Source organism: Agromyces arachidis (assembly GCF_052805135.1).
The window spans coordinates 99,095-124,336 of the sequence record NZ_JBRBDK010000008.1; the positions used below are offsets into that span (position 1 = coordinate 99,095).

Annotated in this window: 22 protein-coding genes; all 22 read right to left on the bottom strand. The window is 71.1% G+C overall.

All coding sequences use genetic code 11. The annotated features are described in order from the left end of the window. Positions 1-3: 3 nt before the first annotated feature. The gene (nrdR, locus tag ACUY4T_RS11750) at positions 4-477 is read right to left on the bottom strand and encodes a transcriptional regulator NrdR (protein ID WP_446019121.1); all 474 of its coding nucleotides are present in this window, start codon (positions 475-477) and stop codon (positions 4-6) included. 24 nt (positions 478-501) lie between these two features. After that, a complete protein-coding gene (hisD, locus tag ACUY4T_RS11755) occupies positions 502-1,815 on the bottom strand; it encodes a histidinol dehydrogenase (RefSeq protein ID WP_446019122.1) in 1,314 nt (437 codons plus the stop codon). A gap of 47 nt (positions 1,816-1,862) precedes the next feature. Further along, the gene (dnaE, locus tag ACUY4T_RS11760; RefSeq protein WP_446019123.1) at positions 1,863-5,393 is read right to left on the bottom strand and encodes a DNA polymerase III subunit alpha; all 3,531 of its coding nucleotides are present in this window, start codon (positions 5,391-5,393) and stop codon (positions 1,863-1,865) included. 95 nt (positions 5,394-5,488) lie between these two features. Then, positions 5,489-6,409, bottom strand: a complete 921-nt coding sequence (locus ACUY4T_RS11765) for an RluA family pseudouridine synthase (RefSeq protein ID WP_446019124.1) — start codon at positions 6,407-6,409, stop codon at positions 5,489-5,491. Continuing rightward, positions 6,409-7,029: a signal peptidase II gene (gene lspA / locus ACUY4T_RS11770; RefSeq protein WP_446019126.1), complete on the bottom strand. Its 621-nt coding sequence runs from the start codon at positions 7,027-7,029 to the stop codon at positions 6,409-6,411. Before lspA ends, ACUY4T_RS11765 begins: the two co-directional genes overlap by 1 nt. Next, the gene (locus ACUY4T_RS11775; protein WP_446019127.1) at positions 7,019-7,708 is read right to left on the bottom strand and encodes a DivIVA domain-containing protein; all 690 of its coding nucleotides are present in this window, start codon (positions 7,706-7,708) and stop codon (positions 7,019-7,021) included. The genes lspA and ACUY4T_RS11775 overlap by 11 nt, the downstream gene beginning before the upstream one ends. A gap of 114 nt (positions 7,709-7,822) precedes the next feature. Beyond that, complete coding sequence (locus tag ACUY4T_RS11780) at positions 7,823-8,128, bottom strand: YggT family protein (protein ID WP_446019128.1); 306 nt, start codon at positions 8,126-8,128, stop codon at positions 7,823-7,825. A 9-nt stretch (positions 8,129-8,137) separates the two neighbouring features. Beyond that, entirely contained in the window at positions 8,138-8,611 is a 474-nt protein-coding gene (locus ACUY4T_RS11785; RefSeq protein WP_446019129.1) for a cell division protein SepF, read from the bottom strand. A gap of 33 nt (positions 8,612-8,644) precedes the next feature. Further along, positions 8,645-9,316, bottom strand: a complete 672-nt coding sequence (locus tag ACUY4T_RS11790; RefSeq protein WP_446019130.1) for a YggS family pyridoxal phosphate-dependent enzyme — start codon at positions 9,314-9,316, stop codon at positions 8,645-8,647. A 46-nt stretch (positions 9,317-9,362) separates the two neighbouring features. After that, entirely contained in the window at positions 9,363-10,553 is a 1,191-nt protein-coding gene (ftsZ, locus tag ACUY4T_RS11795; protein ID WP_446019131.1) for a cell division protein FtsZ, read from the bottom strand. Positions 10,554-10,715: 162 nt separating this feature from the next. Continuing rightward, a complete protein-coding gene (locus ACUY4T_RS11800; RefSeq protein WP_446019132.1) occupies positions 10,716-11,774 on the bottom strand; it encodes a cell division protein FtsQ/DivIB in 1,059 nt (352 codons plus the stop codon). Positions 11,775-11,784: 10 nt separating this feature from the next. Further along, on the bottom strand, positions 11,785-13,191 hold the full coding sequence (gene murC / locus ACUY4T_RS11805) for a UDP-N-acetylmuramate--L-alanine ligase (protein ID WP_446019133.1): 1,407 nt from the start codon (positions 13,189-13,191) through the stop codon (positions 11,785-11,787). A gap of 46 nt (positions 13,192-13,237) precedes the next feature. Next, positions 13,238-14,338, bottom strand: a complete 1,101-nt coding sequence (gene murG / locus ACUY4T_RS11810; protein ID WP_446019135.1) for an undecaprenyldiphospho-muramoylpentapeptide beta-N-acetylglucosaminyltransferase — start codon at positions 14,336-14,338, stop codon at positions 13,238-13,240. Further along, the gene (gene ftsW, locus ACUY4T_RS11815; protein WP_446019136.1) at positions 14,335-15,591 is read right to left on the bottom strand and encodes a putative lipid II flippase FtsW; all 1,257 of its coding nucleotides are present in this window, start codon (positions 15,589-15,591) and stop codon (positions 14,335-14,337) included. The genes murG and ftsW overlap by 4 nt, the downstream gene beginning before the upstream one ends. Further along, positions 15,548-17,104, bottom strand: coding sequence for a UDP-N-acetylmuramoyl-L-alanine--D-glutamate ligase (gene murD / locus ACUY4T_RS11820; protein WP_446019137.1), 1,557 nt, complete (start codon positions 17,102-17,104; stop codon positions 15,548-15,550). The genes ftsW and murD overlap by 44 nt, the downstream gene beginning before the upstream one ends. Then, entirely contained in the window at positions 17,089-18,183 is a 1,095-nt protein-coding gene (mraY, locus tag ACUY4T_RS11825; RefSeq protein ID WP_446019139.1) for a phospho-N-acetylmuramoyl-pentapeptide-transferase, read from the bottom strand. The genes murD and mraY overlap by 16 nt, the downstream gene beginning before the upstream one ends. Then, positions 18,180-19,592 (bottom strand): UDP-N-acetylmuramoyl-tripeptide--D-alanyl-D-alanine ligase, encoded by a 1,413-nt coding sequence (locus ACUY4T_RS11830; protein ID WP_446019187.1) that lies wholly within the window; start codon positions 19,590-19,592, stop codon positions 18,180-18,182. Before ACUY4T_RS11830 ends, mraY begins: the two co-directional genes overlap by 4 nt. Further along, positions 19,589-21,133: a Mur ligase family protein gene (locus tag ACUY4T_RS11835; RefSeq protein WP_446019140.1), complete on the bottom strand. Its 1,545-nt coding sequence runs from the start codon at positions 21,131-21,133 to the stop codon at positions 19,589-19,591. The genes ACUY4T_RS11830 and ACUY4T_RS11835 overlap by 4 nt, the downstream gene beginning before the upstream one ends. A gap of 13 nt (positions 21,134-21,146) precedes the next feature. Beyond that, positions 21,147-22,952, bottom strand: a complete 1,806-nt coding sequence (locus tag ACUY4T_RS11840) for a peptidoglycan D,D-transpeptidase FtsI family protein (RefSeq protein WP_446019141.1) — start codon at positions 22,950-22,952, stop codon at positions 21,147-21,149. A 45-nt stretch (positions 22,953-22,997) separates the two neighbouring features. Next, positions 22,998-23,579, bottom strand: a complete 582-nt coding sequence (gene ftsL / locus ACUY4T_RS11845; protein WP_446019143.1) for a cell division protein FtsL — start codon at positions 23,577-23,579, stop codon at positions 22,998-23,000. Continuing rightward, a complete protein-coding gene (rsmH, locus tag ACUY4T_RS11850; protein WP_446019145.1) occupies positions 23,576-24,529 on the bottom strand; it encodes a 16S rRNA (cytosine(1402)-N(4))-methyltransferase RsmH in 954 nt (317 codons plus the stop codon). The genes ftsL and rsmH overlap by 4 nt, the downstream gene beginning before the upstream one ends. A gap of 104 nt (positions 24,530-24,633) precedes the next feature. Further along, on the bottom strand, positions 24,634-25,065 hold the full coding sequence (gene mraZ / locus ACUY4T_RS11855) for a division/cell wall cluster transcriptional repressor MraZ (protein WP_067945325.1): 432 nt from the start codon (positions 25,063-25,065) through the stop codon (positions 24,634-24,636). Positions 25,066-25,242 lie beyond the last annotated feature (177 nt).

The following is a 25,242-nucleotide window of genomic DNA, read 5'->3' on the forward strand; positions in this document are numbered from 1 at the left end:
AGGCTACTCGACCGGGCGCGCCGGAAGCCGACCGTGCTCCTCGCGAAGCTGCCCGATGGCGGCCTCGAAATCGTCGAGCGACTCGAAGGCCTGGTAGACGCTCGCGAATCGGAGGTACGCGACCTCGTCGAGCTCGCGCAGCGGCGGCAGGATCGCCAGCCCGATGTCGTTCGCCTCGATCTGCGACGCGCCGGTCGAGCGGATGGTCTCCTCGACCTTCTGGGCGAGCACGGCGAGGTCGGAGTCGGTGACGGGCCGGCCCTGGCACGCCTTCTTGACGCCGAGCACCACCTTCTCGCGGCTGAACGGCTCGATCACGCCCGACCGCTTGATCACCGCGAGGCTGGCCGTCTCGGTCGTGGAGAAGCGGCGGCCGCACTCGGGGCACTGGCGGCGCCGGCGGATCGAGAGCCCGTCGTCGCTCGTTCGGGAGTCGATGACGCGCGAATCGGGATGGCGGCAGAAGGGGCAGTGCATGGTGCTCCCAGCGTAGCGGGACGGTCAGGGTCGGTCACCGAACCGCGCGGTGACGGCCTCGGCGTGCGCGGGGAGGTCCTCCTCCGCCGAGAGGGTCGCGATGACCGGGGCGACGGCGTGCAACGCCGCCCGGTCGTATCGCACGACCTGCTGCGGGCGCAGGAACGTCGCCGCCGACAGTCCCGACGCATACCGCGCCTGACCGCCGGTCGGCAGCACGTGGTTCGAGCCCGCCGCGTAGTCGCCCAGGCTCACGGGCGAGTACGGCCCGACGAAGATCGCCCCGGCGTTCTCGATCCGGGCGAGGACGGCGTCGGCGTCGGCGACCTGGATCTCGAGGTGCTCGGCGCCGAACGCATCTGCGAAGTCCGCCGCCTGCTCGAGGTCGTCCACGAGCACGACCGCCGACTGCGGCCCCTCGAGCGCTGCGCGGATGCGGTCGGTGTGCCGGGTGGAGGCCGTGCGCACCGCGAGCCGCGCCTGCACCTGCTCGGCGAGTTCGGGCGCATCGGTGACGAGCACCGCGGCGGCGAGTTCGTCGTGCTCGGCCTGGCTCACGAGATCGGAGGCCACGAGGTCGGCGTCGGCCGTGCGGTCGGCGATGACCAGGATGTCGGTCGGGCCGGCCTCGGAATCGATGCCGGTCACCCCCTGCACGAGGCGCTTGGCGGCGGCGACGAAGACGTTGCCCGGACCGGTGACGCGCTGCACGGGGTCGAGCCCGATGCCGGGGACGCCGTAGGCGAAGGCGCCGATCGCCCCAGCGCCGCCCATCGCGTAGACCTCGTCGATGCCGAGGAGCGCGGCGACGCCCGCGATGGTGGGGTGGATGCGGCCGCCGTGCGCCGCCTGCGCCGGCGATGCGAGGGCGATGGAGCCGACGCCCGCGACCTGCGCGGGCACGACGTTCATCACGACGCTCGACGGGTAGACGGCCTTGCCGCCCGGCACGTAGAGCCCCACCCGGGCGACCGGCTGCCACCGCTGCTCGACGATGGCCCCGGGCGCGAGCACGGTCGTCCTGGGAGCGGGCACCTGCGCGGCGCTCGCGGCGCGGACGCGGTCGATGGTCGACTCGACTGCGGTGCGCACCTCCGGGCGGAGCGCATCACGCGCCGCGACGAGCTCGTCGTGCGGGACCCGGACCGACGCGGGCCGCGCACGGTCGAACCGCTCGGCCTGGTCGAGCAGCGCGGCCGCTCCGCGTTCGCGGACGTCGTCGATGAGCGCCCGAGCCGGATCGAGCGCGGCCGCGACGTCCGTCGCGGCGCGCGGGACGAGCGCGAGCAGTTCGTTGGCGGTCGGGCGGGAGCCGCGGAGGTCGATGGTGCGTAGCATGGCCCGCCCAGCCTAGCGATCGCCGCCGGGCACCCGCTGGGCGCGCATCAGGTCAGGCAGTTCGGACCGAGCAGGCTCTTGAGCTCTCCGTAGAAGTCGGCGCTCACCGCGACCGGGTACGGCAGTTCGAAGACCCGTGCGGTGCGACCCTTCGTCAGCTTCAGACGCACCTCGGTGTCACCGCGGTGCCGGACGAGGACCTCGCCGAGCGCCGAGATGGTCTCGGTGGTGGCGCGCACGTCGGGCAGGGAGATCATCACGGGCCCGTTCTCGTCGCCCTGGCCGACCTCGGGCTCGAAGACGCTGTAGGCGTGCAGGTTCATCCCGTCGTCGCGCAGGCTGACCCGCCCTCGGACCACGACGATCGAGTCGCCCCGCAGGGCGGGAGCGAACTCCTGGTACGCCTTGCCCATGAACATCACGGTGATCTCGCCGGAGAAGTCCTCGACCTGGATCATCCCGTACTGGTTGCCCGACTGGCGTGCGACGCGGTGCTGCACGCTCGTGACGAGGCCGGCGATCGTGGCGACGTCGCCGTCCTGCGTGCCGTCGGAGGTCATGAGGTCGGTGATCGTGGTCGACGCGTGCTTGGCGAGCGTCGTCTCGAGTCCCGCAAGCGGGTGGTCGGACACGTAGAGCCCGAGCATCTCGCGCTCGAACGCGAGCTTGTCGCGCTTGGCCCACTCCGGGCGGTCGGGCACCGGCGACGGCGCGGCGGCCTTCTCGTGGTCGTCGAACAGGCTGTCGAAGTCGAAGCCGATGTCGCCGTTCTCCTCGGCGCGCTTCTCCTTCACGGCGGCCTCGACGGCGCCCTCGTGGATCTCCACGAGTGCACGGCGCGTGTGTCCGAGCGAGTCGAAGGCGCCCGCCTTGACGAGCGACTCCACGGTGCGCTTGTTCGCGACCTGAGTCGGCACCTTCTTGAGGAAGTCGTGGAAGGACTCGAAGCGCCCCTTCGCGTCGCGGGCGGCGCGGATCGCGTCGACCACGTTGAAGCCGACGTTGCGGACCGCACCCAGGCCGAAGCGGATGTCGTCGCCGACGGCGGCGAAGAACCCGATCGACTCGTTCACGTCGGGCGGCAGCACCTTGATGCCCATCCGGCGGCATTCGTTGAGGTAGAGCGCGAGCTTGTCGCGCGCGTCGCCGACGCTCGTGAGCAGCGCGGCCATGTACTCGGCCGGGTAGTGCGCCTTGAGGTACGCGGTCCAGTAGCTGAGCACGCCGTACGCCGCCGAGTGCGCCTTGTTGAACGCGTAGTCCGAGAACGGGAGCAGGATCTCCCACAGCTTCTGGATCGCGGCGTCGGAGTAGCCGTTCGCCTTCATGCCGCCTGCAAAGCCCTCGTACTGCTTGTCGAGTTCGGACTTCTTCTTCTTGCCCATCGCACGGCGCAGGATGTCGGCCTGGCCGAGGCTGAAGCCCGCGACGCGCTGCGCGATCGCCATGACCTGCTCCTGGTAGATGATCAGGCCGTAGCTCGTGTCGAGGATGTCCTTCAGCGACTCCTCGAACTCGGGGTGGATCGGCGTGATCTCCTGCAGGCCGTTCTTGCGGAGCGCGTAGTTCGTGTGCGAGTTCGCACCCATCGGGCCCGGGCGGTAGAGCGCGATGACGGCCGAGATGTCCTCGAAGTTGTCGGGCTTCATCTGCCGCAGCAGCGACCGCATCGGCCCGCCGTCGAGCTGGAAGACGCCGAGGGTGTCGCCGCGGGAGAGCAGGGCGTAGGCGTCCTGGTCGTCGAGCGCCAGGTCCTCCAGGACCGGCCGGAACCCGCGGTTCGCCTCGATGTTGTCGAGCGCGTCGTCGATGATCGTGAGGTTCCGGAGGCCCAGGAAGTCCATCTTGATCAGGCCCAGCGACTCGCACGCCGGGTAGTCGAACTGCGTGACGATCTGGCCGTCCTGCTCCCGCTTCATGATCGGGATGATGTCGATGAGCGGCTCGCTGGACATGATGACGCCCGCGGCGTGCACGCCCCACTGACGCTTGAGGTTCTCGAGCCCGAGCGCCGTGTCGAAGACCGTCTTCGCTTCGGCGTCGGTCTCGATGAGCGCGCGGATGTCTCCGGCCTCCTTGTAGCGCGCATGGTCCTTGTCGAGGATGCCCGAGAGCGGGATGTCCTTGCCCATGACCGCCGGCGGCATCGCCTTCGTGAGCTTCTCGCCCATGCCGAAGGGGAATCCGAGCACCCGCGACGAGTCCTTCAGCGCCTGCTTGGCCTTGATGGTGCCGTAGGTGACGATCTGCGCGACGCGCTCGTCGCCGTACTTCTCGGTCACGTACCTGATGACCTCGCCGCGACGACGCTCGTCGAAGTCGACGTCGAAGTCGGGCATCGACACGCGGTCGGGGTTCAGGAACCGCTCGAAGATCAGGCCGTGCTGGAGCGGGTCGAGGTCGGTGATCTTCATCGCGTAGGCGGCCATCGAGCCCGCGCCGGAGCCGCGGCCCGGCCCCACCCGGATGCCGTTGCGCTTGGACCAGTTGATGAAGTCGGCGACGACGAGGAAGTAGCCGGGGAAGCCCATCTGCGAGATGACGCCGACCTCGTAGTCGGCCTGCCTGCGCACGTCGTCGGGGATGCCCGCCGGGTAGCGCTCGTGCAGTCCCTTCTCGACCTCCTTCACGAACCAGCTCTGCTCGCTCTCGCCCTCGGGCACCGGGAAGCGGGGCATGTAGTTCGCGCTGGTGTTGAACTGCACGTCGCAGCGCTCCGCGATGAGGAGGGTGTTGTCGCACGCCTCCGGGTGATCGCGGAAGAGGTGGCGCATCTCGGCGGCCGACTTCAGGTAGAACTCGTCGGCGTCGAACTTGAAGCGGTTCGGGTCGTCGAGCGTCGAGCCCGACTGCACGCAGAGCAGCGCGGCGTGGCTCTTGGCGTCGTGCGCGTGCGTGTAGTGCAGGTCGTTCGTGGCGACGAGCGGCAGGTCGAGCTGCTTGGCCAGGCGGAGCAGGTCGTCCATGATCCGCTTCTCGATGCCGAGGCCGTGGTCCATGATCTCGGCGAAGAAGTTCTCCCTGCCGAAGATGTCGCGGAACTCGGCGGCCGCCGCGACGGCCTCGTCGTACTGGCCGAGCCGGAGGCGCGTCTGCACCTCGCCTGACGGGCAGCCCGTCGTGGCGATGAGCCCCTTCGAGTACGTCTGGAGGAGCTCGCGGTCCATGCGCGGCTTGAAGTAGTACCCCTCGATCGACGCCCGGCTCGAGAGGCGGAAGAGGTTGTGCATGCCCTCGGTGGTCTCGGAGAGCAGCGTCATGTGCGTGTACGCGCCCGAACCCGAGACGTCGTCGCCTCCGCCGTTGCCCCAGCGGACGCGGGTCTTGTCGGTGCGGTGGGTTCCCGGCGTGAGGTAGGCCTCGGTGCCGATGATCGGCTTCACGCCGGCGTCCGTCGCCTGCTTCCAGAAGTCGTACGCGCCGAACACGTTGCCGTGGTCGGTCATCGCGACCGCGGGCATGCCCTCCGCCGCGGCGGCCTTCATCAGCTCGCCGACCCTGGCGGCCCCGTCGAGCATCGAGTACTCGGAGTGGACGTGCAGGTGGACGAAGGAATCGGCGGCCACAGGGCTCCTCATCGGTGGTGCTTCGGGGATGCTCACAGTGTATTCCGCACCGCCCACCTCGTGAGCCCGACCCGCGGCAGCGCATCGCTCGCGGGCCCGCGGCGAGGCTAGTCGCCGCGGAGGACGTCGAGCGCGTGCTGCAGGTCGGCCGGGTAGTCGGACTCGTAGGTCGTCCACTCCCCCGTCCCGGGGTGCACGAACGAGAGCTGCTTCGCGTGCAGCCACTGTCGCTCGAGCCCGAGCCGTGCGCTCAGCGTCGGATCGGCGCCGTACATCGCGTCGCCGGCGCACGGATGCCGCTGCGCCGCCATGTGCACCCGGATCTGGTGCGTGCGCCCCGTCTCGAGGTGGACCTCGAGCAGGGAGGCGTACGGGAAGGCCTCGAGCGTCTCGTAGTGCGTGACCGCGTGCTTGCCGTCGGCGGTCACGGCGAACTTCCACTCCGAGCGGGGGTGGCGCCCGACCGGCGCATCGACCGTGCCCGCCAGCGGGTCGGGATGTCCCTGCACGACCGTGTGGTAGATCTTCTCGACCTCGCGGTCGTGGAACTTCCGCTTCAGATCGGTGTAGGCGCGTTCCGACTTCGCGACGACCATGAGCCCGCTCGTGCCCTGGTCGAGACGGTGCACCACGCCCTGCCGCTCCGGCGCGCCGGAGGTCGAGATCCGATAGCCCGCGGCGGCCAGTGCCCCGACCACGGTGGGACCGTCCCATCCGAGCGACGGGTGAGCGGCCACGCCGGACGGCTTGTCGACCACGACCAGGTCGTCGTCATCGTGCACGATGCCGAGGTCCGGCACCGCGATCGCCTCGACCTCGAGGGTCCTCGGCGGTTCCCAGCTCACCTCGAGCCACGCGCCGGCGCGGAGCCGATCGGACTTGTCGACCGTCGCGGCGTCCAGCCGCACGCCGCCCGCAGAGGCGATCTCGGCGGCCTGTGTCCGCGAGAACCCGAGCAGCTTCGCGAGACCCGCATCGACCCGCGCCCCGTCGAGCCCGTCGGGGACGGGCAGCGATCGATGCTCCATCAGGACTCGCGCGCGAGTTCGACCCCGCGGCCGTCCCGGCGCGCCTCGCGCTCCGGCCCGGCCTCACCGGGACCCGCGTCGGCTTCGGCGGGCCCGGCGCCGTCGCGAGGCGGCCGGCTCCCGTCCAGTCCGATGCCCCGGATCGTGAGGATCATGAACAGCACCATGCTCGACACGATCGCGATGTCGGCGACGTTGTAGATGGCCGGGATCAACCACGGCGTCGAGATGAAGTCGATCACGTGCCCGATGCCGAAGCCTGGCTCGCGGAACAGCCGGTCGGTCAGGTTGCCCAGCACGCCGCCGAGCAGCAGGCCGAACACGAGCGCCCACGCGATCGATCGGATGCGACGGGCGAACCAGACGATGAACGTGATGACGCCGGCGGCGAGGATCGTGAAGATCCACGTCATCCCGCTGGCGATGGAGAACGCGGCACCGGGGTTGCGGACGAACTGCCACTGCAGCACGTTCCAGAGCACCGGCACGACCTCGCCTTCGGCGAGGGTCGTGACCACGAGATGCTTGCTCGCCTGGTCGACGCCGTAGATCGAGATGGCGACGCCGACCAGGACGAGCAACGCGAGGATGCCGCCCCTGGCCGGACGGTCAGCCCGCAAAGCCCTGGAACGTCGGAGAGGGCTGCTCGTTCGACATGCCCTGACCGCCGACCGGTGCGGAGAATCCCGAGCCGCCGGAGACCTGGACCGGCTGCGCCGTGTCGAGCTCGCGGAGCTGACCCTCGATGTAGCTCTTCAGCTTCTGGCGGTACTCGCGCTCGAAGACGCGCAGCTCGTCGACGCGCTTCTCGAGGGCCATCCGCTCCTGGTCGAGGATGCCCATCTGCGCACGCTGCTTCGCCTCGGCCTCGGCGACGATCCGAGCAGCCGTGGCGTGTCCCTCGGCGATGAGCGCGTCGCGCTTCTCGACGCCCTCGCGCACGTGCTCCTCGTGGAGACGGCGCGCCAGCTGGAGGAGGTTCGTCGTGCTCGTCTGCTCGTCGAGCTCGGACTGCGGGGAGGCGGTGTGGGTGGGCACGGCGACCGTGGGCGGCGCGGCGGCGGGCTCGGCGTACACCGGGGCCGGCGCGGCGGCGGGCGCAGGCGCCGGCGCGGCCTCGCCCGTGCGCGACTCCGCAGCGGCGAGTCGCTGGCGCAGTTCCTCGTTCTCCTGGTTCAGCCGTCGCAGTTCGACGACCACCTCGTCGAGGAAGTCATCGACCTCGTCCTGGTCGTAGCCCTCCCGGAACTTCGTCGCCTGGAAGCGCTTGTTGACCACATCTTCCGGAGTTAGCGCCATGGCTTCCCATCCCTCGAATCTGTCGAACTGTCGATCACGTTCAGCTAACGGTAGCAAAGAGACCCTCACGGATGCAGTGGCTCGACCTGCGGCGCGCCCTGCCGTGTCATCCGCTCAGGAGGAGGCGGCGAGCGAGGACACCACCGTCATCGCGATGATGACCACGAGCATGGCGATGCTCCACCCCAGGTCGAGCGCGACCTGCCCGAGACGGATGGGCGGGATCAGTCGCCGGAAGAACTTCACGAGCGGGTCGGTGACGGTGTAGACGGCCTCGACGAGCACCAGCACGATGCCGCGAGGCCGCCACGACCGATTGAACGTGCGCACGAGATCGAGCACGAACCGCGCCCACATCGCGAAGAAGTAAATGAGGAGGAGGGTGTAGACCAGGTTCCAGACGACGGCGAGGGCGCTCACGTCGGGAGTCTACGCGTGCGAGAAGAACGACGCGTCCACGTCGCCGTCGCCCTCGCCCGCCTCGCCGGAGACGACGACGTGCGCGGGCGACAACAGGAACACCTTGTTCGTCACGCGCTCGATCTTGCCGTACAGGCCCTGGGAGAGCCCGCTGGCGAAGTCGATGAGGCGGCGTGCGTCGGCATCCGACATCTGCGACAGGTTGATGATCACCGGCACCCCCTCGCGGAACGACTCGGCGATCATCTGGGCGTCGCGGTACTGGCGCGGGTGCACCGTGAGGATCTCGTTCATCTCCGCCTGCGGTGGTGTGGGTTGGACGTGCGACTTGCGGAGCGGCGTGACCGCGGCTCCGCCCTTGGGAGCAGCCGGCGCGGGTGCGGCGTGCACGACGGGCGCGGGTGCGGGCTGCTGCGCCTCGGGCTCGAGCTCCTCGTCGGCGAGGCCGAGGTAGACCATGGTCTTCTTGAGCGGGTTCGACATCGCTGCCTCCGTCAGTGGTTCCGTGGTTCGAGGCTAACCGGCCGCCGGCCGATTGCCCGTGATTGCGGTGCCGATGCGAAGGTGTGTCGCACCCTCCATGATCGCGTCGCGGAAATCGTGCGACATCCCCATCGAGAGGGAGCGCGCCTCAGGTGCGAGCGCGCGCACCCGCGACGAGAGCTCCCGTACGCGCGCGAACGCCGGCCGGGCGGGTTCGCCCAGCGGCGCGACCGCCATGAGGCCGAGCAGCGAGAGCCCCGGCGTGGCGAGCACCCGCTCGATCAGCGGCTCGAGCGCGTCGGGCGCGACGCCGCCGCGGCCGGGATCGTCGGTCAGGTTCACCTGGACGAAGCAGTCGACGACGGTCTCCTCCGAACGCAGCGCGTCGACGAGCGACTCGCGGTCCACCGAGTGGATGGCCGACGCGTACGCGCGCACCTGCCTGGCCTTCTTGCTCTGCAGCTGGCCGACGAAGTGCCACCGGAGGCCGAGCCCTTCGAGCTCGGCCGCCTTCGCCTGCGCCTCCTGGTGCCGGTTCTCCCCGACGTCGCGGACGCCCAGCGCCGCCAGCTCGCGGATGAGCGAGACGGGCTGGAACTTCGTGACGACGATGGTCGTCACCTCCGCGACATCGCGGCCGGCGTCCCGTGCGGCGTCGGCGACCTCGGTGCGCACCCCGGCGAGGCGCTCCTCGAGCCGGCTCACGGCAGCCCCGCCCGGCCACGGGCGGGCCGCCGCGCGACGCCGCCGGTCACTTCAGGAAGTCGGGGATGTCGAGGTCGTCCGAGTCGTCGGCGAAGGCCGGGTCGGAGACGATCTGGTCGGCCGTCGTGCTGGCCGCCTCGCCCCAGTTGGCCGTCTCGACCAGCTCCTCGATGTCGATCTCCGCGAGCGGCTCCGCGGCGTCGGAACCGCCGAGCGCGCCCCCGACTCCCGCGCCGACGGCGGCCGGGACGGCAGCGGGCTTCCTCGCCTCGACCGGCTTCGGCATCGGGTCGCCGCCATCGAAGCCCGCGGCGATGACCGTGACCCGCACCTCGTCGCCGAGGGTGTCGTCGATGACCGCGCCGAAGATGATGTTCGCTTCGGGATGCACCGCCTCCTGGACCAGGCGCGCGGCGTCGTTGATCTCGAAGATGCCGAGGTTCGAACCGCCCTGGATCGACAGGAGCACGCCATGGGCGCCGTCGATCGACGCCTCCAGGAGCGGACTGGCGACGGCGAGCTCGGCCGCCTTGATCGCACGGTCGGCTCCCCTCGACGAGCCGATGCCCATGAGGGCGGACCCCGCCCCCTGCATGACCGACTTCACGTCGGCGAAGTCCAGGTTGATGAGGCCCGGGGTGGTGATGAGGTCGGTGATGCCCTGCACGCCGGCCAGCAGGACCTGGTCGGCCGTGGCGAACGCCTCGAGCATCGAGATCCCGCGGTCGCTGATCTCGAGCAGCCGGTCGTTCGGCACGACGATGAGGGTGTCGACCTCCTCCTTCAGGCGCGCGACGCCCTGCTCCGCCTGCGTCTGGCGCCGCTTGCCCTCGAAGCTGAACGGCTTGGTGACCACGCCGATGGTGAGCGCGCCGATCGACTTGGCGATGCGCGCCACGACCGGGGCTCCACCGGTGCCCGTGCCGCCGCCCTCGCCTGCGGTGACGAACACCATGTCGGCGCCCGCGAGCGCCTCCTCGATCTCCTCGGCGTGGTCCTCCGCCGCGCGCCGGCCGACCTCGGGGTCGGCGCCGGCCCCAAGACCGCGCGTAAGGTCGCGGCCGACGTCGAGCTTGACGTCGGCGTCGCTCATGAGCAGCGCCTGGGCGTCGGTGTTGATCGCGATGAACTCGACTCCCCGGAGTCCGAGCTCGATCATGCGGTTGACGGCGTTGACGCCGCCACCGCCGATGCCGACGACCTTGATGACGGCGAGGTAGTTCTGGTTAGTCGACATGTCCGGCCCTCCGTGCGAACTCTGAACTCTCAACCTCCAGTCGAAGGTTAAAGTTTTGCCGAGTATGCAATTCCTGAGTCGAAGGTAGCCGCGCAGCCCGAGCCGCCGGAGAGGCCGTCCCGCGTGTCGCGATCCGGCATGGGATTCGAGGGTCCGGCCGCGTCAGTCGGTCACCGCGTTGAGCGGCGACGACACGTCGTACCGGTCGACGCGGTCCGGCGGGGCCGCGGCCATCAGCCGCTCGAGGACGGTCGCCTTCAGCGACGACTCGTCGGCGCTCCCCCACACCACCACGGCGCCCTCGGCGAACTCGAGCCGGACGTCGTCCGGCGTGTCGGCGGTCACCCGGGCGACCCGGGCACGGAGGTCCGACGGCAGGCTGCGCAGCACGGCGCCGGCCGACCGGTAGGCGTCGCCGTCGAGTCCGCCCTCCGCGGTCACGAGCGGCAGCCCGTCCGGCGGCGCGTCGTACCGATCCACCACGACGCCGGCCGCGTCCGCGGAGGCGTATCCCGAACCCATCGCGACGACGCCCACCGGCACCCGCTCGACGATCCGCACGACGAGGGTCCCGGGCGGCACCGTCTCGATCGAGTACGTCTCCACGAGCGTGAAGTCCGACAGCGTGCGGCGGACCTCGTCGGTCGAGATCAGCGGGAGCGGCGTGCCCAGGCGGTCGTCGAACGCGGCACGGATGTCGGCCGCGGGGATGCGCGAGGCCCCCTCGACGCGGATCTCGCGGAGCGCCATCAGCGGCGAGTACGCGACGCCGACGGCGAGCAGGGCGAGTGCCGCGACCGAGGCGATCCCGACCATCCAGGTCATCCGGCGCAGTCGGCTGCGCCGGGTGAAGCGCCGCACCTCCTGTCGCTCGTAGCGTCGGCGGCGTCGCTCCGCGGACGCGAGCGCGCGTCGCGCCGCTCGGACGTCCTTCTGCGGATCGGTCCCCTTCGTCGCGCCCGCGCCCGCGGACGGACGGGCGCCGTCCCGCCCCGCGGCTGCGCCGGGCTGCGCCGGGTCGGCGGCCGGCGCGGTCCCGGCGCGCGTCGAACCCGCCGATCGCGCCGGGCGCGCGGGCGCCTTCGGCTCGGCGGACAGCCGGATCGGCTCGGTCAGCGTCTGGTCGGCCGGAGTCCCGGAGGGTCGGGTGGCGCCTCGTGATCGCGGCGACGCGCCCGGGCGGGCCCCGGCGGGCCGTTCGAACCCCTGCGGGCGCTTCACGTCCGCCGCCTCAGTCGAGCTGTTCGCGCTCGAGGGAGCCGAGGATCTGCGGCACGATGCGGTACACGTCGCCGCAGCCCAGCGTGATGACGAAGTCGCCCGGCCGCGCGATGCGCGCCGTGTGGTCGGCGGCCTCCTGCCAGTCGGCGATGAACGCGACGCGCTCGGGGTGGTCGAAGCGCTCGCTGACCAGGGCGCCGGTCACGCCGGGCTCGGGATCCTCGCGCGCCCCGTACACGTCGAGGACCACCGTCTCGTCGGCGTACGTCTCGAGCACCTCGGCGAACTCCTTGGCGAAGAGCCGGGTCCGGCTGTAGAGGTGCGGCTGGTGGACCGCGATGATCCGCCCGTCGCCCACGACGGTGCGGGCGGCCGACAGCGCTGCGGCGACTTCGGTCGGGTGGTGCGCGTAGTCGTCGTAGACGCTCACGCCGTCGACGGTGCCGTGCAGCTCGAACCGGCGACCGGTCCCCGCGAACCGGGCGATGCCCTCGAGCGACGCTGCGGGGTCGAAGCCCAGCCCCACGAGCACCGCGAAGGCGCCGGCCGCGTTGATGGCGTTGTGCCGCCCCGGCACCCGGAGGCGAGCGCGGTACTCCGCGCCCTCGTACGAGATCGCGAACGCGACCGGCCCCGAGGTCTCGATCCCGTGCACGCGCACCGTCGCGTCGTCGGCCTCGCCGAAGGTGAGCACGCGCCGGTGCGACAGGCGCTCGGCGACGCGCTTCGCGCCGGCGTCGTCGGAGGAGATCGCCACGAACTCGCGCGCGCGGTCGGCGAAGTCGACGAAGGCCTGCTCGAACGCCTCGAGCGAGCCGTAGTGGTCGAGGTGGTCCGGGTCGACGTTGGTGATCAGCGCCACCGAGGTGTCGTAGAGCAGGAACGATCCGTCCGACTCGTCCGCCTCGACGACGAACAGCTCCCCGGAGCCCGAGGCCGAGCTCACGCCGAGCTCCTCGATCACGCCGCCGTTCACGAAGCTCGGGTCCTCGCCGAGGCCGAGCAGGCCCGTGATGATCATGCCCGTCGAGGTGGTCTTGCCGTGCGCACCGGCGACCGACACGAGTCGCTGACCGGCGATGACCGACGCGAGCGCCTGCGATCGGTGCAGGACGGGGACGCCGCGCTCCAGCGCGAGCTGGTACTCGGGGTTGTCCTGCCAGAGCGCGCCGGTGACGACGACCGTGTCGACGTCGTCGGGCAGGTTCTCCGCCGCGTGGCCGATCGCGATCGTCGCCCCCAGCTCACGCAGCGAGGCGATGTTGTCGGAATCGCGCACGTCGGAGCCGGTCACCCGGTGGCCGGCTCCGATCACGAGCCGGGCGATGCCGCTCATGCCCGATCCTCCGATGCCGACGAAGTGGACGGCGCCGAGGTCGGCGGGGACGGGGGCGGAGAGATCGGGCTTGATGGTCACGGTGTCGCGATGCTTCCTCGGTGGTGTGCGGCGGTCGACGTCAACGTTACGCGCCCTGCGGGCGGGGTGCGGCCGGTCCGCCCAGCGCGCCGTCGACGAGCGCGACCATGCGGTCGGTGCCGTCCAGCGCGCCCGCGGATGCCGCGGCGCGGGCCATCGACTCGAGGCGCTCGCGGTCGGCCAGGAGCGGCACGAGCTCGCGCTCCACCCACTCCGGCGTGAAGTCCGCATCGTCGACCAGGATCCCGCCGTCGGCGCCGACGACGTCGGCGGCGTTGAACCGCTGCTCGCCGTTGCCGACGGGGTACGGGACGTACACGGCGGGGATGCCGAGGGCCGAGAGCTCGCTGACCGTCGCGGCGCCGGCGCGCGAGACGGCGACGTCGGCGATCGCCAGCGCGAGGTCCATCCGGTCGGCGTACTCGACCATGCGGTAGTCGTCCAGTCCCGGGTCCGCCACGTCGGACGACGCGCCCGTGACGTGCAGCACCTGCCACCCGCTCGACACCAGCCGCGCTCCCGCCTCGACCATCGTCCGGTTGATCCGGCGCGCCCCCAGCGACCCGCCGGTGGCGAGCAGGACGGGACGGTCGGGATCGAGGCCGAACAGCGCGGCGGCCTCGGCTCGGCGTGCGGCGCGGTCGAGCACCTCGATCTCGCGCCGCAGCGGCATCCCGACGAACTCGGCGTGCGGGAGGGGCGTGCCGTGGAAGGCGACGCCGACCCGGCGGGCGAAGCGGGCGCCGAGGCGGTTCGCGAGACCCGGCTTCGCGTTCGCCTCGTGGATCACCACCGGGACGCCGGCCCGGCGGGCGGCCAGGTACGCCGGCGTGGCGACGTACCCTCCGAAGCCCACCACCACGTCGACCCCGCGTTCGGCGATGATCGTCGCGACGTCGCCGATGGAGCGACGGAAGCGCGCCGGGAAGCGCAGCGCGGCCGCATCGGGCCGCCTGGGGAACGGCACCTTCTCGATCGTCAGCAACTCGTACCCGCGGGCGGGCACGAGTCGAGCCTCCAGTCCCTCGGCGGTGCCGAGGACGAGGATCTCGGCATCGGGCCGACGCTCGCGCAGGCGATCGGCGACGGCGAGCAGCGGGTTGACGTGGCCGGCGGTCCCTCCGCCGGCGAGCAGGTACGTGGTCATCGTGCGCGGGCCGCCTTCGTGGCGCGCGCCTCGCGCCGCTGCACGGCCCGGGCGGCGGCGCGGGCCGGCGCCTCGGGATCGCGCGCGACCGACAGGACGATGCCGATCGCGAACAGCGTGGTGAGCAGTGCCGTGCCGCCGGCGGAGACGAGCGGCAGGGGGACACCGAGGACGGGGAAGACGCCGAGCACGACACCGATATTGACACACGCCTGGCCGATGACCCACACGAGCACCGCGGCCGACACCGTCCTGGCGAACGGGGTCTGGGCGGCCCGCAGGACGCGGGCCAGGGCGAGGGCGAGGGCGACGAAGAGGGCCAGCACGACGACCGCACCGATCAGGCCGAGCTCCTCGCCGATGATCGCGAAGATGAAGTCGTTGTCGGCCGCCGGAAGCCACGACCACTTCGCCGCCGAGTTGCCGAGCCCCACGCCGAAGATCCCGCCGTTGGCGAGTGCGAACGTGCCGTGCTGGATCTGCCAGCAGTCGGCCGTGTCGAACTGCGTGCAGTGCTCCTGGACGAACGCCGTGATGCGCTTCATGCGGCTCTCGCTGGACACGGCGACGAGCGCGAGCGCGACGGCGCCGAACAGCAGCGGGACGACGAGCAGCCGGAGTCGCACGCCGATCAGGAAGAGCGTGCCGAGCAGCATGCCCGCCATCACCATCACGGTACCGAGATCGCCGCCGAGGAGCACGAGCCCGATGGCGCTTCCGCCGACCAGCAGGATCGGGAAGATGCCGTGCGCGAAGTCGCCCAGTTGGTCCTTCTTCTTGGTCACGATGAGCCCGAGCCAGAGCACGAGCGCCACCTTGATCAGCTCCGACGGCTGGAACTGCACCGGCCCGAGGCGGAGCCAGTTGGTGTTGCCGCCGACCTCGACGCCGAGCGGCGTGGCCACCACGAGCAGCTGCAGCGCGCACGAGGCGCCCAGCACCAGCCACGCGATCCGCATCCAGAACGCCTCGGGCATGCGCCCGGCCAGCAGCATGACCGGCACGCCGATCAGGGCGTACGTCGCCTGCTGCAGCGCCCGCGACGTGTAGTCGCCGTCGTTCTCGAGCCCGGATTGCACGATCGACGAGGACATGACCATGACCAGTCCGAGCACGACCAGGAAGAGGACCGTGCCGAGCAGGACGAAGTAGTCCGTCGACTCCGAGCGGAAGGCGCCGAGCCTGATCCGCGCGGCGAGCCCGGCCGGGTCAGCTGCCCTCTGCGGGCGGGTCGTCCGAGGCGGGCTCGTCATGCGCCGTTCCTCCCAACCACTCGTGGACGGCGTCGTGGAATCGCCGGCCACGGTCGGCGTAGTCCGCGAACTGGTCCATCGATGCCGCGGCCGGGGCGAGGAGGACGGTGTCGCCGTCCTCCGCGACCGAGGCCGCCAGTGCGACGGCGTCGGGCATCACCCTGTCAGTGTCATCCGCCACGACCTCGAACAGCGGCAGTCCCGGCGCGTGTCGGCGGAACGCCTCGACGAGCGCCGAACGGTCGCGGCCGATCACCACCGCCGCGCGCAGCCGGGCCACGTGACGCGCCACGAGCGCGTCGGCGTCGACGCCCTTCAGCAGTCCCCCGACGATCCACACCACGCCGCCGAAGGCGCGCAACGACGCCTCGGCCGCGTGCGGATTGGTCGCCTTCGAGTCGTCGACCCAACGGATGCCGCCCGAGACCGCGACGGTCTCGATGCGGTGCGCGTCGAGGCGGAAGGTGGCGAGCGCATCGTGGATGGTCGCCACCGGCACGTCGAGCGAGCGGGCGATCGCCGAGGCCGCGAGGATGTTCGCCACGATGTGCGGAGCTGCGAGCCCGCGCGGCTCGAGCTCGTCGAGCGTCGTGATCTCGAGTGCGGCCGTGCGTCGCTCCTCGAGGAACGCGCGATCGCAGAGGATGCCGTCGACGACGCCGAAATCGCTCGGTCCGGGGGTGTCGAGCCCGAACCCGATCGCCCGGGCGCCCTCCTCGACCTCCGCGTCCTCGACCATGCGCCGGGTGGCCTCGTCGGCGCGATTGTAGATGCAGGCCGCCCTGGTGTTCTGGTAGACCTTCGCCTTCGCATCGCGGTACGCGTCGAGGGAGCCGTGCCAGTCGACGTGGTCGTCGGCGAGGTTCAGGCAGACGCTCGCGTGCGGGTGCACGGCACCGGGACCGGACGTCGGCATCGTGTGCAGCTGGAAGCTCGAGACCTCGACGACGAGCACCTCGTAGCCGATCGGATCCCGCACCGCGTCGAGCACGGGGACGCCGATGTTCCCGCAGGGCGCCACGCGCGCACCGCTCGCCGCGATCAGCGTGGCCGCGAGCTGCACCGTCGTCGTCTTCCCGTTGGTGCCCGTCACGAGCACCCACTCCGCAGCCCGGACCTTGTCGCGGACGCGCCACGCCAGCTCGATGTCGCCCCACACCGCGACCCCGGCACCGTTCGCCCAGCTCACCACGGGGTGGTCGGGCCGGAATCCCGGCGAGACGACCACCAGGTCGGGGACGTCGGTCGCGAGCTCGTCGGGCACCGCGTCCAGCGCATCGACGACCAGGCGCACGCCGATCACGTCGAGGATCCGGGCCCGGTCGTCGTCGCGGTCGCGCGCGTACACGGTGACCTCGGCTCCGAGCTCCGCGAGCGTGTCCGCCACGGCGAACCCGCTCACCCCCAGCCCGAGCACCGCGACGCGGAGGCCGCGCCATCCGTCGGAGTGCCAGCTGGTCAGCTCGTCCAGGCGTGCCGCGCCCGATGCGTCATCCGTCAACTCTGCAGCCATTCGAAGTAGAACGCCCCGACGCCGGCCGCGACGAACAGTCCGCCGATGATCCAGAAGCGGACCACGATCGTCACCTCGGCCCATCCCTTCAGCTCGAAGTGATGGTGGATGGGGCTCATCAGGAAGATCCGCTTCCCGCCGGACACCTTGAAGTAGGCGCGCTGCACGATCACCGAGCCGGCCTCGATCACGAAGAGGCCGCCGATGACCAGGAGCAGGAGCTCGGTCTGGCTGGTGACGGCGAGGGCGGCCAGGGCGCCGCCCAGCGCGAGCGACCCGGTGTCGCCCATGTAGATGTGGGCCGGGTTGGTGTTCCACCACAGGAAGCCGACGACGGCTCCCACGATGGCGGTCGCGACGATCGCGAGGTCGAGGGGGTCGCGGACGTCGTAGCTGCGGTACAGGTCGCTCGGATTCAGGTTCTCGCTGAACCGCGACTGGTTGAACTGCCAGAAGCCGATGATGATGAACGACCCGATCGCGAGGATCGACGCGCCGGAGGCCAGCCCGTCGAGGCCGTCGGTCACGTTGACGCCGTTGGAGGCCGCCGCGGAGATGAGCACGATCCACAGGACGTACGCGACGATGCCGAACACCGTGCCGAACACCATGAAGTCGAGCGGGAGGTCGCGGATGAACGAGATCTTGGTCGTCGCCGGCGTGGCGCCCTCGGCGTTCGGGAACTGCAGGGCGAGCAGCGCGAACACGGCCGACACGAGCGTCTGCCCGGCGATCTTGGCCCAGCCGCCGAGTCCGAGGCTCTGCTTCTTGCGCGTCTTGAGGAAGTCGTCGACGAAGCCGACGACGCCGAGCCCGACCATCATGAACAGCACGAGCAGGCCGGATGCCGTGGGCCCGTCGCCGATCAGGAGCGTCGCGCTGAAGTAGCCGAACAGCGTGCCGAGGATGAAGATGATGCCGCCCATCGTGGGCGTGCCGCGCTTCACGTGGTGGGTCTGCGGCCCGTCGTCGCGGATGAACTGCCCCCACCCGAGCCTCGTGAACAGCCGGATGAACAGCGGCGTCAGGAAGAGCGTGAAGGAGAGCGACAATGCTCCGGCGGTCAGAAGTGCTCTCACGCGAACCATTCTCCCAGTCGGTCGCCGAGGTGGCGGAGGCCCGCCGAGTTCGACGATTTCACCAGCACGGTGTCCCCAGGCTCCGCCATCGATCTGACGAGCTCGAAGGCCTCGTCGGCGGAGTCGACGTACGCCGACTCGCCGTCCCAGGAACCCTCGTTGATCGCGGAGATGTGCATGCGCCGCGCGGCCTCGCCCACCACGACGAGTTGCGAGATGCCGAGCCGGACGGCGAGGAGGCCGATGCGGTCGTGCTCCTCGCCGCTGAACTCGCCCAGCTCGCTCATCTCGCCCAGCACGGCGATCGTGCGGGCGCCGGGACGCTTGACCTGCGCGAGCGTCTTCAGCGCGGCCGCGACGGAGTCGGGGCTGGCGTTGTAGGCGTCGTTGATGACGGTGATGTCGTCACGACCGCCGAGCACCTGCATCCGCCACTGCTCGGCAAGCGTGACCTGCTCGAGGCCGCGGACGACGGTGTCGAGCGGGACGCCGAGCTCGAGGGCCGCGGCGATCGCGGCGAGGGCGTTCATGACGTGGTGCTCGCCGAGCACCGAGAAGCGCACCCGCGCGGATGCACCCCCGGGGACCACGACGGTGAACTCGGTTCCGCGGGCGTGCACCTCGACGTCGGTCGCGCGCACGTCGGCGTGCTCGGCCAGGCCGAACCAGACGACGCGCGCGGCGGTCAGGCCGGCCATCGGCACGACCCGGGGGTCGTCGGCGTTCAGCACCGCGACATCCGTCGGGAGCAGGTCGGTGACCATCTCGGACTTCGCCTGGAACGTCTTCTCGATGCCGCCGAACTCGCCGGCGTGCGCGAGCCCCACCTTGAGCACGATGCCGACGTCGGGACGCGCCATGCGGATGAGGCCGGCGATGTGGCCGATCCCCGACGCGCCCATCTCGGCGACCAGGAACTCGGTGTCGTCGGTGAGCTCGAGCATGGTCGTCGGGGCGCCCACCTCGTTGTTGTAGCTCTTGCGCGCGGCGACGGTCGGACCGACCTGCTCGAGCACGGTCCGCAGCAGGTTCTTGGTCGTCGTCTTGCCGTTCGAGCCGGTCACGCCGACGATGCGGAGTCGACCGCGTTCGCGGACCCGGCGGACGACCTCGGTCGCGAGGGCGCCGAGCGCCACGACGGAGTCCGCCACGACGACCTGCGGAACCGGAAGGTCGAGCGGGCGCTCGACGATCAGCAGCGCCGCTCCGCGCTCCAGGGCGCCCGGGGCGAACCGGTGGCCGTCGTCGGACTCGCCGCGCTTGGCCACGAACACGCCGCCCGCCTCGACCTCCCGGGAGTCGGTGGTGACGGCGCCGGAGACCACCGTCTCTGGGGTCGCCTCCGTCCCGCTCGCCTCGAACCGGCCGGATGTCGCCGCGGCGATCTCGGCCATGGTCAGCTCGATCATGCGAGCCACCCCGCTTCCTGAAGTGCCAGCCGGGCGTCGTCCCGGGCCGAGTACGGATGCTTCACGCCGGCGACCTCGTGGTAGTCCTCATGACCCGGGCCCGCGTAGAGCACGGCGTCTCCCTCGTCGGCGAGGGAGAGCGCGCGCCGGAAGGCGGCCCTCGGGTCGCCGATCTCGTGGATCTCCCGATCCGGCACCGCGGCGCGGGCGCCGGCGATCAGCGCGGCGCGGATCGTCGCGGGGTCCTCCGAGCGCGGGTGGAAGTCGGTGATGACGAGGGCGTCGGCACCTCGCGCGGCGATCGCGCCCATGTCGGCGCGCTTGGTCGTGTCGCGATCGCCGTCGGCGCCGAACACCATGACGATCCGGCCGTTCGTCGTGCGGCGGATCGCGTCGAGGGTCTGCTGGAAGGCGTCGGGCGTGTGGCCGTAGTCGATGTAGACGACGGGGCCGCGATCGCTGGAGACGCGCTCGGCGCGGCCGGGGATGTACGCGTCGATGCCGCCGTCGGCGACCGCGCGGGCGATCAGGTCGAGGTCGTGCCCGCCCTCGACGAGCATGACGATCGCGAGCGCCGCGTTCGCCGCCATGAAGTGCCCGATCAACGGGATGCTCGTCTCCAGCGAGCGGCCGTCGGGTCCCTCGAGCCGGAACGACGTCGACGTGGGCGCCTCGTCGAGCAGCGTCATGCGCCAGTCGGCGTCGACCCCCGGCTCGGTCCCGAGCGTGGTGACCGGGATGCGCGACTCGGCGACGAGCCGCCGCCCCCACTCGGAATCGACCGTCACGACCCCGCGCCGGGCGCGTTCGGGGGTGAACAGCTCGCGCTTCGCCTCGAAGTACTCGTCCATCGACGTGTAGTCGTCGAGGTGGTCGTGGGAGAGGTTCGTGAAGCCCGCGACGTCGAAGACGAGTCCGTCGACGCGATGCCGCGACAGTGCCTGGGCGGACACCTCGATGCCCACGGCGCGCACGTCGACCTCGCGCATCCGCGCGAGCAGGGCGTGCAGCTCGCTCGCCTCGGGGGTCGTGAGCGAACTGGTCACCGCCTCGTCGCCGATGCGCCGTTCCGCAGTCGACGTGAGGCCGGCGACCAGGCCCATCTGGCGGAGGATCGCGTAGAGCAGGTAGACGACGCTGGTCTTGCCGTTCGTGCCGGTCACGGCCAGGAGGGTCGCCGGGTTCTCGGCCGTCCGGTGGATCCAGCCGGCGACGTCGCCGAGCGCGGCGCGCGCGTCGGGCGTGACCAGGACCGGGATGCCGGAGTCGGCGGCCAGCTCGGCCCCCGCGGCATCCGTCAGCACGGCGACGGCGCCGTTCGAGGCGGCCTGCGCGGCGAACTGCGCACCGTGCGCGTTCCGGCCCGGCACGCCGACGTAGAGGTCGCCGCCCTCGACCGCGCCGGAGGCGATGGCCACGCCGGTCACGTCGAGGTCGTCGATCCCGCCGCGCACCTCGAATCCGAACGCCTCCGCGAGGCCGCGGAGGGAACGAGGATTCGGGTGCTGCGGCCGGAGTGCCGTGGGAGGCGTTCCGGTCACGAACCCAACTTTCTCACCAGTTTGCTGGCAGCTCGGGCGCCGGGGCGCCGGATGGAACCGTCCGATACTTCTTCAGCACCTGGCTCATCACCTGTTGGAAGACGGGAGCAGCTGCGGCGGACGAATTCATCTTAACCGGGTTCTTGATGCTCACCGAAACGACGAACTCGGGGTCGTCCGCCGGCGCGAACCCCGCGACCGAGACGAGGTACCCGGAGAGGTAGCCGCCGACGCCGTCGGACACCTGCGCCGTACCGGTCTTCGCCGCCACGCGGTATCCCGGGATCTCCCACCGATCCGACAGCCAGGCGTCCTGGTACACCCGCTCCAGCATCTGCGAGGTCTGGCCGGCGGCCTCCTCCGAGAGGACGCGGCGCCCGTCGGTCGACGGGACGTCGACGAGGGTGCCGTCCGGCAGGCGGCACCCCTCGACGAGCGTGACCGGCTTGCGCACGCCGCCGTTCGCGATGGTCTGGTACACGCTCGCCATCTGCACGGCGGTCGTCGACAGGCCCTGCCCGAACATGGTCGCGTAGCGGGTCTGCGAGTCGGGCCATCCGTCGTCGTAGTTCAGGTCGCCGCCCGCCTCGCTCGCGAACCCGACCTCGGTTGGCTCGCCCAGCCCGAACGCCCGCATGTACTCGTAGCGCTCCGCGTCGCTGACGCGCTCGCCGAACATCGACATGCCGGTGTTCGACGAGACGATGAGCATGCCCGTCATCGTCCAGCGCTCGGGGTCGTGGCCGAACGAGTCGGTGATGTCGGCGCCGTCGGGTTCGTACCGGTACGGCGCCGTGACGCGGCTGTTCGGCGTCGCCTCCCCGGCATCGATGACGGATGCCGACGTGAGCGACTTGAACGTGGAGCCGGGCTCGAACGGGGCGGTGAAGGCGCGTGAACCCCGGTCGTCGGAGTCGACCGCGGTCGGCGCGTTCGGATCGACCGTCGGCACGTCGGCCACCGCGAGGAGCCGGCCCGTCCTGGCCTCCATCACCGTGACGGTGGCCCAGTCCGCCTGCGTGGCCGCGACCTGCTCCGCGGCGACCCGCTGCACGAAGTACTGGAGGTCGGCGTCGATCGTCAGCTGCAGGTCTCCCCCGTCGTGCGCCTCGGTGACGACGCGCTCGGAACCGGGGATGGTCACCCAGTCCGTGAGGCTGCGCAGCGAGCGCAACTCGCCGTTCTGCGCGGCGAGGCACCGGTCCTCGGAGAGCTCGAGTCCGGCGAGCGGATCGTCCTCGTCACCCACGAAGCCGAGCAGGTTGCCCGCGACCGCCCCGTTCGGGTAACGCCGGCTCGGGTTCTCGTACGGCACCACCCACGGGATCTTCAGCGCCTTGACCTCCTCGTAGGTGGCCGTGTCGACGCCCTTGGCGACGTACGCGAAGTCCGAACCCGGGTCCTCCTCGAGGGCCGAGTCGATGACGGAGCGCAGGTCGGCCCCCGTCCGGCCGATGACGGCGCCCAGCTCGTCGAGCACCTGGCCCAGCGGCACCTCGACGTCGACGGTCTTGGAGGGGTCGGCCGGATCGGGCTGCGACCGGGAGACGGCACCGGCCATCGCCTGCTTCGGGGAGAGGGCGATGTCGTACCGCATCACGCTCTCGGCGAGGACCGTGCCGTTCGCGTCGAGGATCGACCCGCGTTCGCCGTAGATGATCTGCTCCTGCGATCGGACGTCCTGCGCGGCCTCGTTGAGTTCGGCCGCTCGCACGACCTGGATGTCGACGAGCCGGACGACGAACCACCCCACCAGCAGGAGCAGAGCCACGCCTGCGGTGAGGACCCGCCGCATGGGATGGCGGCTCAGACGGTTCATCGGGTGGGATCGCTCCTCTCGGCGTGGGAATGGTCGGCGGGGCGATCAGTGCGTCGCCGGCGTGGGCAGTCCGCCCGAGAGACCGGGCGGCGACGACGGCGCCCCCTCGGCCGGTGCGGCCGACCTGCCCTTGCCGCCACTCGCAGTCTGCCCCGCGGCCTGCTCGGTCACGGGCGGCACGCCGTCGATGAGCGCATTCGGGACCAGCGCCGCCGCTGCCGCCGCGGCCCCGTCAGCCGCGCGCGGGTCGCCGATCACCGCGCCGTCGGACAGTCGCAGGAAGGCGGGATCGGAGTTCGGCACCATGCCGAGCGCCTCGGCATTCATGGCGAGGTACTGCGGCGACTCCAGCCGGTCGAGGTCGTCGGTCAGCTTGGCCTCCTCGCGTCGGAGCTCGGCCTGCCTCAGCAACTGCTCGTCCATCTCGTAGGCACCCTGCGTCATCGCGATGGACAGCAGCAGCTGGGCGATGGCGATGGCCCCGATCGAGGCGAGCGCCACGACGGCGTACGCCAGGCGCGGGCGCGCGCGGGTGCCGACGGCCGCGGACGGGACCGGTCGGAGGCGCCGGATCCGCTCGATCGCGGGCTTGGCTGCAGGTCGTGCCTGGGCCGGCAATGCGGTCACGACGGCCTCCTCACTCGTTCTGCGGCGCGCAGTCGCACCGGCTTCGCACGCGGGTTCTCCGCCTGCTCCGACTCGCTCGCGAGTTCGGCGCCGCGGACCAGGAGCCGGAACTGCGGACGATGCTCCGGCAGTTCCATCGGGAGCCCGGCGGGCGCCGTGGAACTGGACGCCGCCGAGAGGGCGCGCTTGACGAGGCGGTCCTCGAGCGACTGGTACGAGAGGACGACGATCCGTCCGCCGACGGCGACGAGGTCGAGGGCCGCGGGGACGGCGCGCTCGAGCGCGCCGAGCTCCTCGTTCACCTCGATGCGGAGCGCCTGGAAGACCCGCTTGGCCGGGTGTCCCGCGCGCTGCACGGCGGCCGGCGTGGCGTCGTTCAGCACCTCGACGAGGCGTCCCGAGCGCGTGATCGGCTCGGCCTCGCGGGCTCGGACGATCGCTCGCGCGTAGCGCGCGGCGAGCTTCTCCTCGCCGTACTCGTGGAAGATGCGACGGAGGTCGGCCTCGTCGTACTCGGCGAGCACGTCCGCCGCGGTCCGGCCGGTCGTCGAGTCCATCCGCATGTCGAGCGGGGCGTCCTTCGCGTAGGCGAAGCCGCGCTCGGCGCGGTCTAGCTGCATCGACGAGACGCCGAGGTCGAACAGGATGCCGTGGACCTCGCGGAATCCCTCGCCGCGGACGGCCTCGGCGATGCCGTCGTAGACCGTGTGCACGAAGCGCATGCGGTCGCCGTACGGGGCCAGTCGCTCCCGAGCGATCGCGATCGCCTCGGTGTCGCGATCGAGCCCGATCACCGTCGCCCGCGGGAATCGCTCGAGCACCGCGCGGCTGTGCCCGCCCATGCCGAGCGTCGCGTCGACGAAGACGGCACCGTCGCGATCGAGCGCCGGCGAGAGCAGCTCGAGGGTGCGGTCGAGCATGACCGGGGTGTGGATTCGGTCGATGTCCATGCTGTCTCCCTGCTTCCGGGGCCTCGGGTCCCGATCCCCATCCGTTCGTCCTGCTGCGGGGAAGTGCAGCAGGCGCGCACGGCTGGGAGTCGGGGCCCGAGGACTCAGAAGAGTCCGGGAATCACCTCCTCCGCCGTCTCCGCGAAGGCCGCCTCCTGTTCGGCGAGGTACGTCTGCCACGCCGCGGCATCCCAGATCTCCACCCGGCTGCCCGCTCCGATGACCGTGAGGTCGCGGCCGAGGCCCGCGTACGCACGGAGCGTCGCGGGGATGGTGACCCGATGCTGCTTGTCGGGGGTCTCCGCGGACGCCCCCGAGAGGAAGACGCGCATGTAGTCGCGCGCCTGCTTGCTCGTCACCGGGGCCTGGCGGATCTTGTCGCTCATGCTCTCGAACTCCCGTGCGCTGAACACGTAGATGCAGCGCTCCTGCCCGCGCGTGAGCACGAGACCGTTCGAGAGCTCCTCCCGGAACTTCGCCGGAAGAATGACGCGACCCTTCTCATCGAGCTTGGGCTCGTAGCTTCCGAGGAACATCGCACCACCCCCACTCCTCCGGCCAGGAACCAGGTGTGGCTCCACTTTACTCCACAGTCCTCCACCTCTCAACGATATTGGCGGTTCCGGGCGCGTCGGACCTCAGTGGAAGCCCGGATTCCCAGCGATCTCCGAGGTGGAGGGATATGGATGGCATCGGTGCGGCGGCAGGCCGGG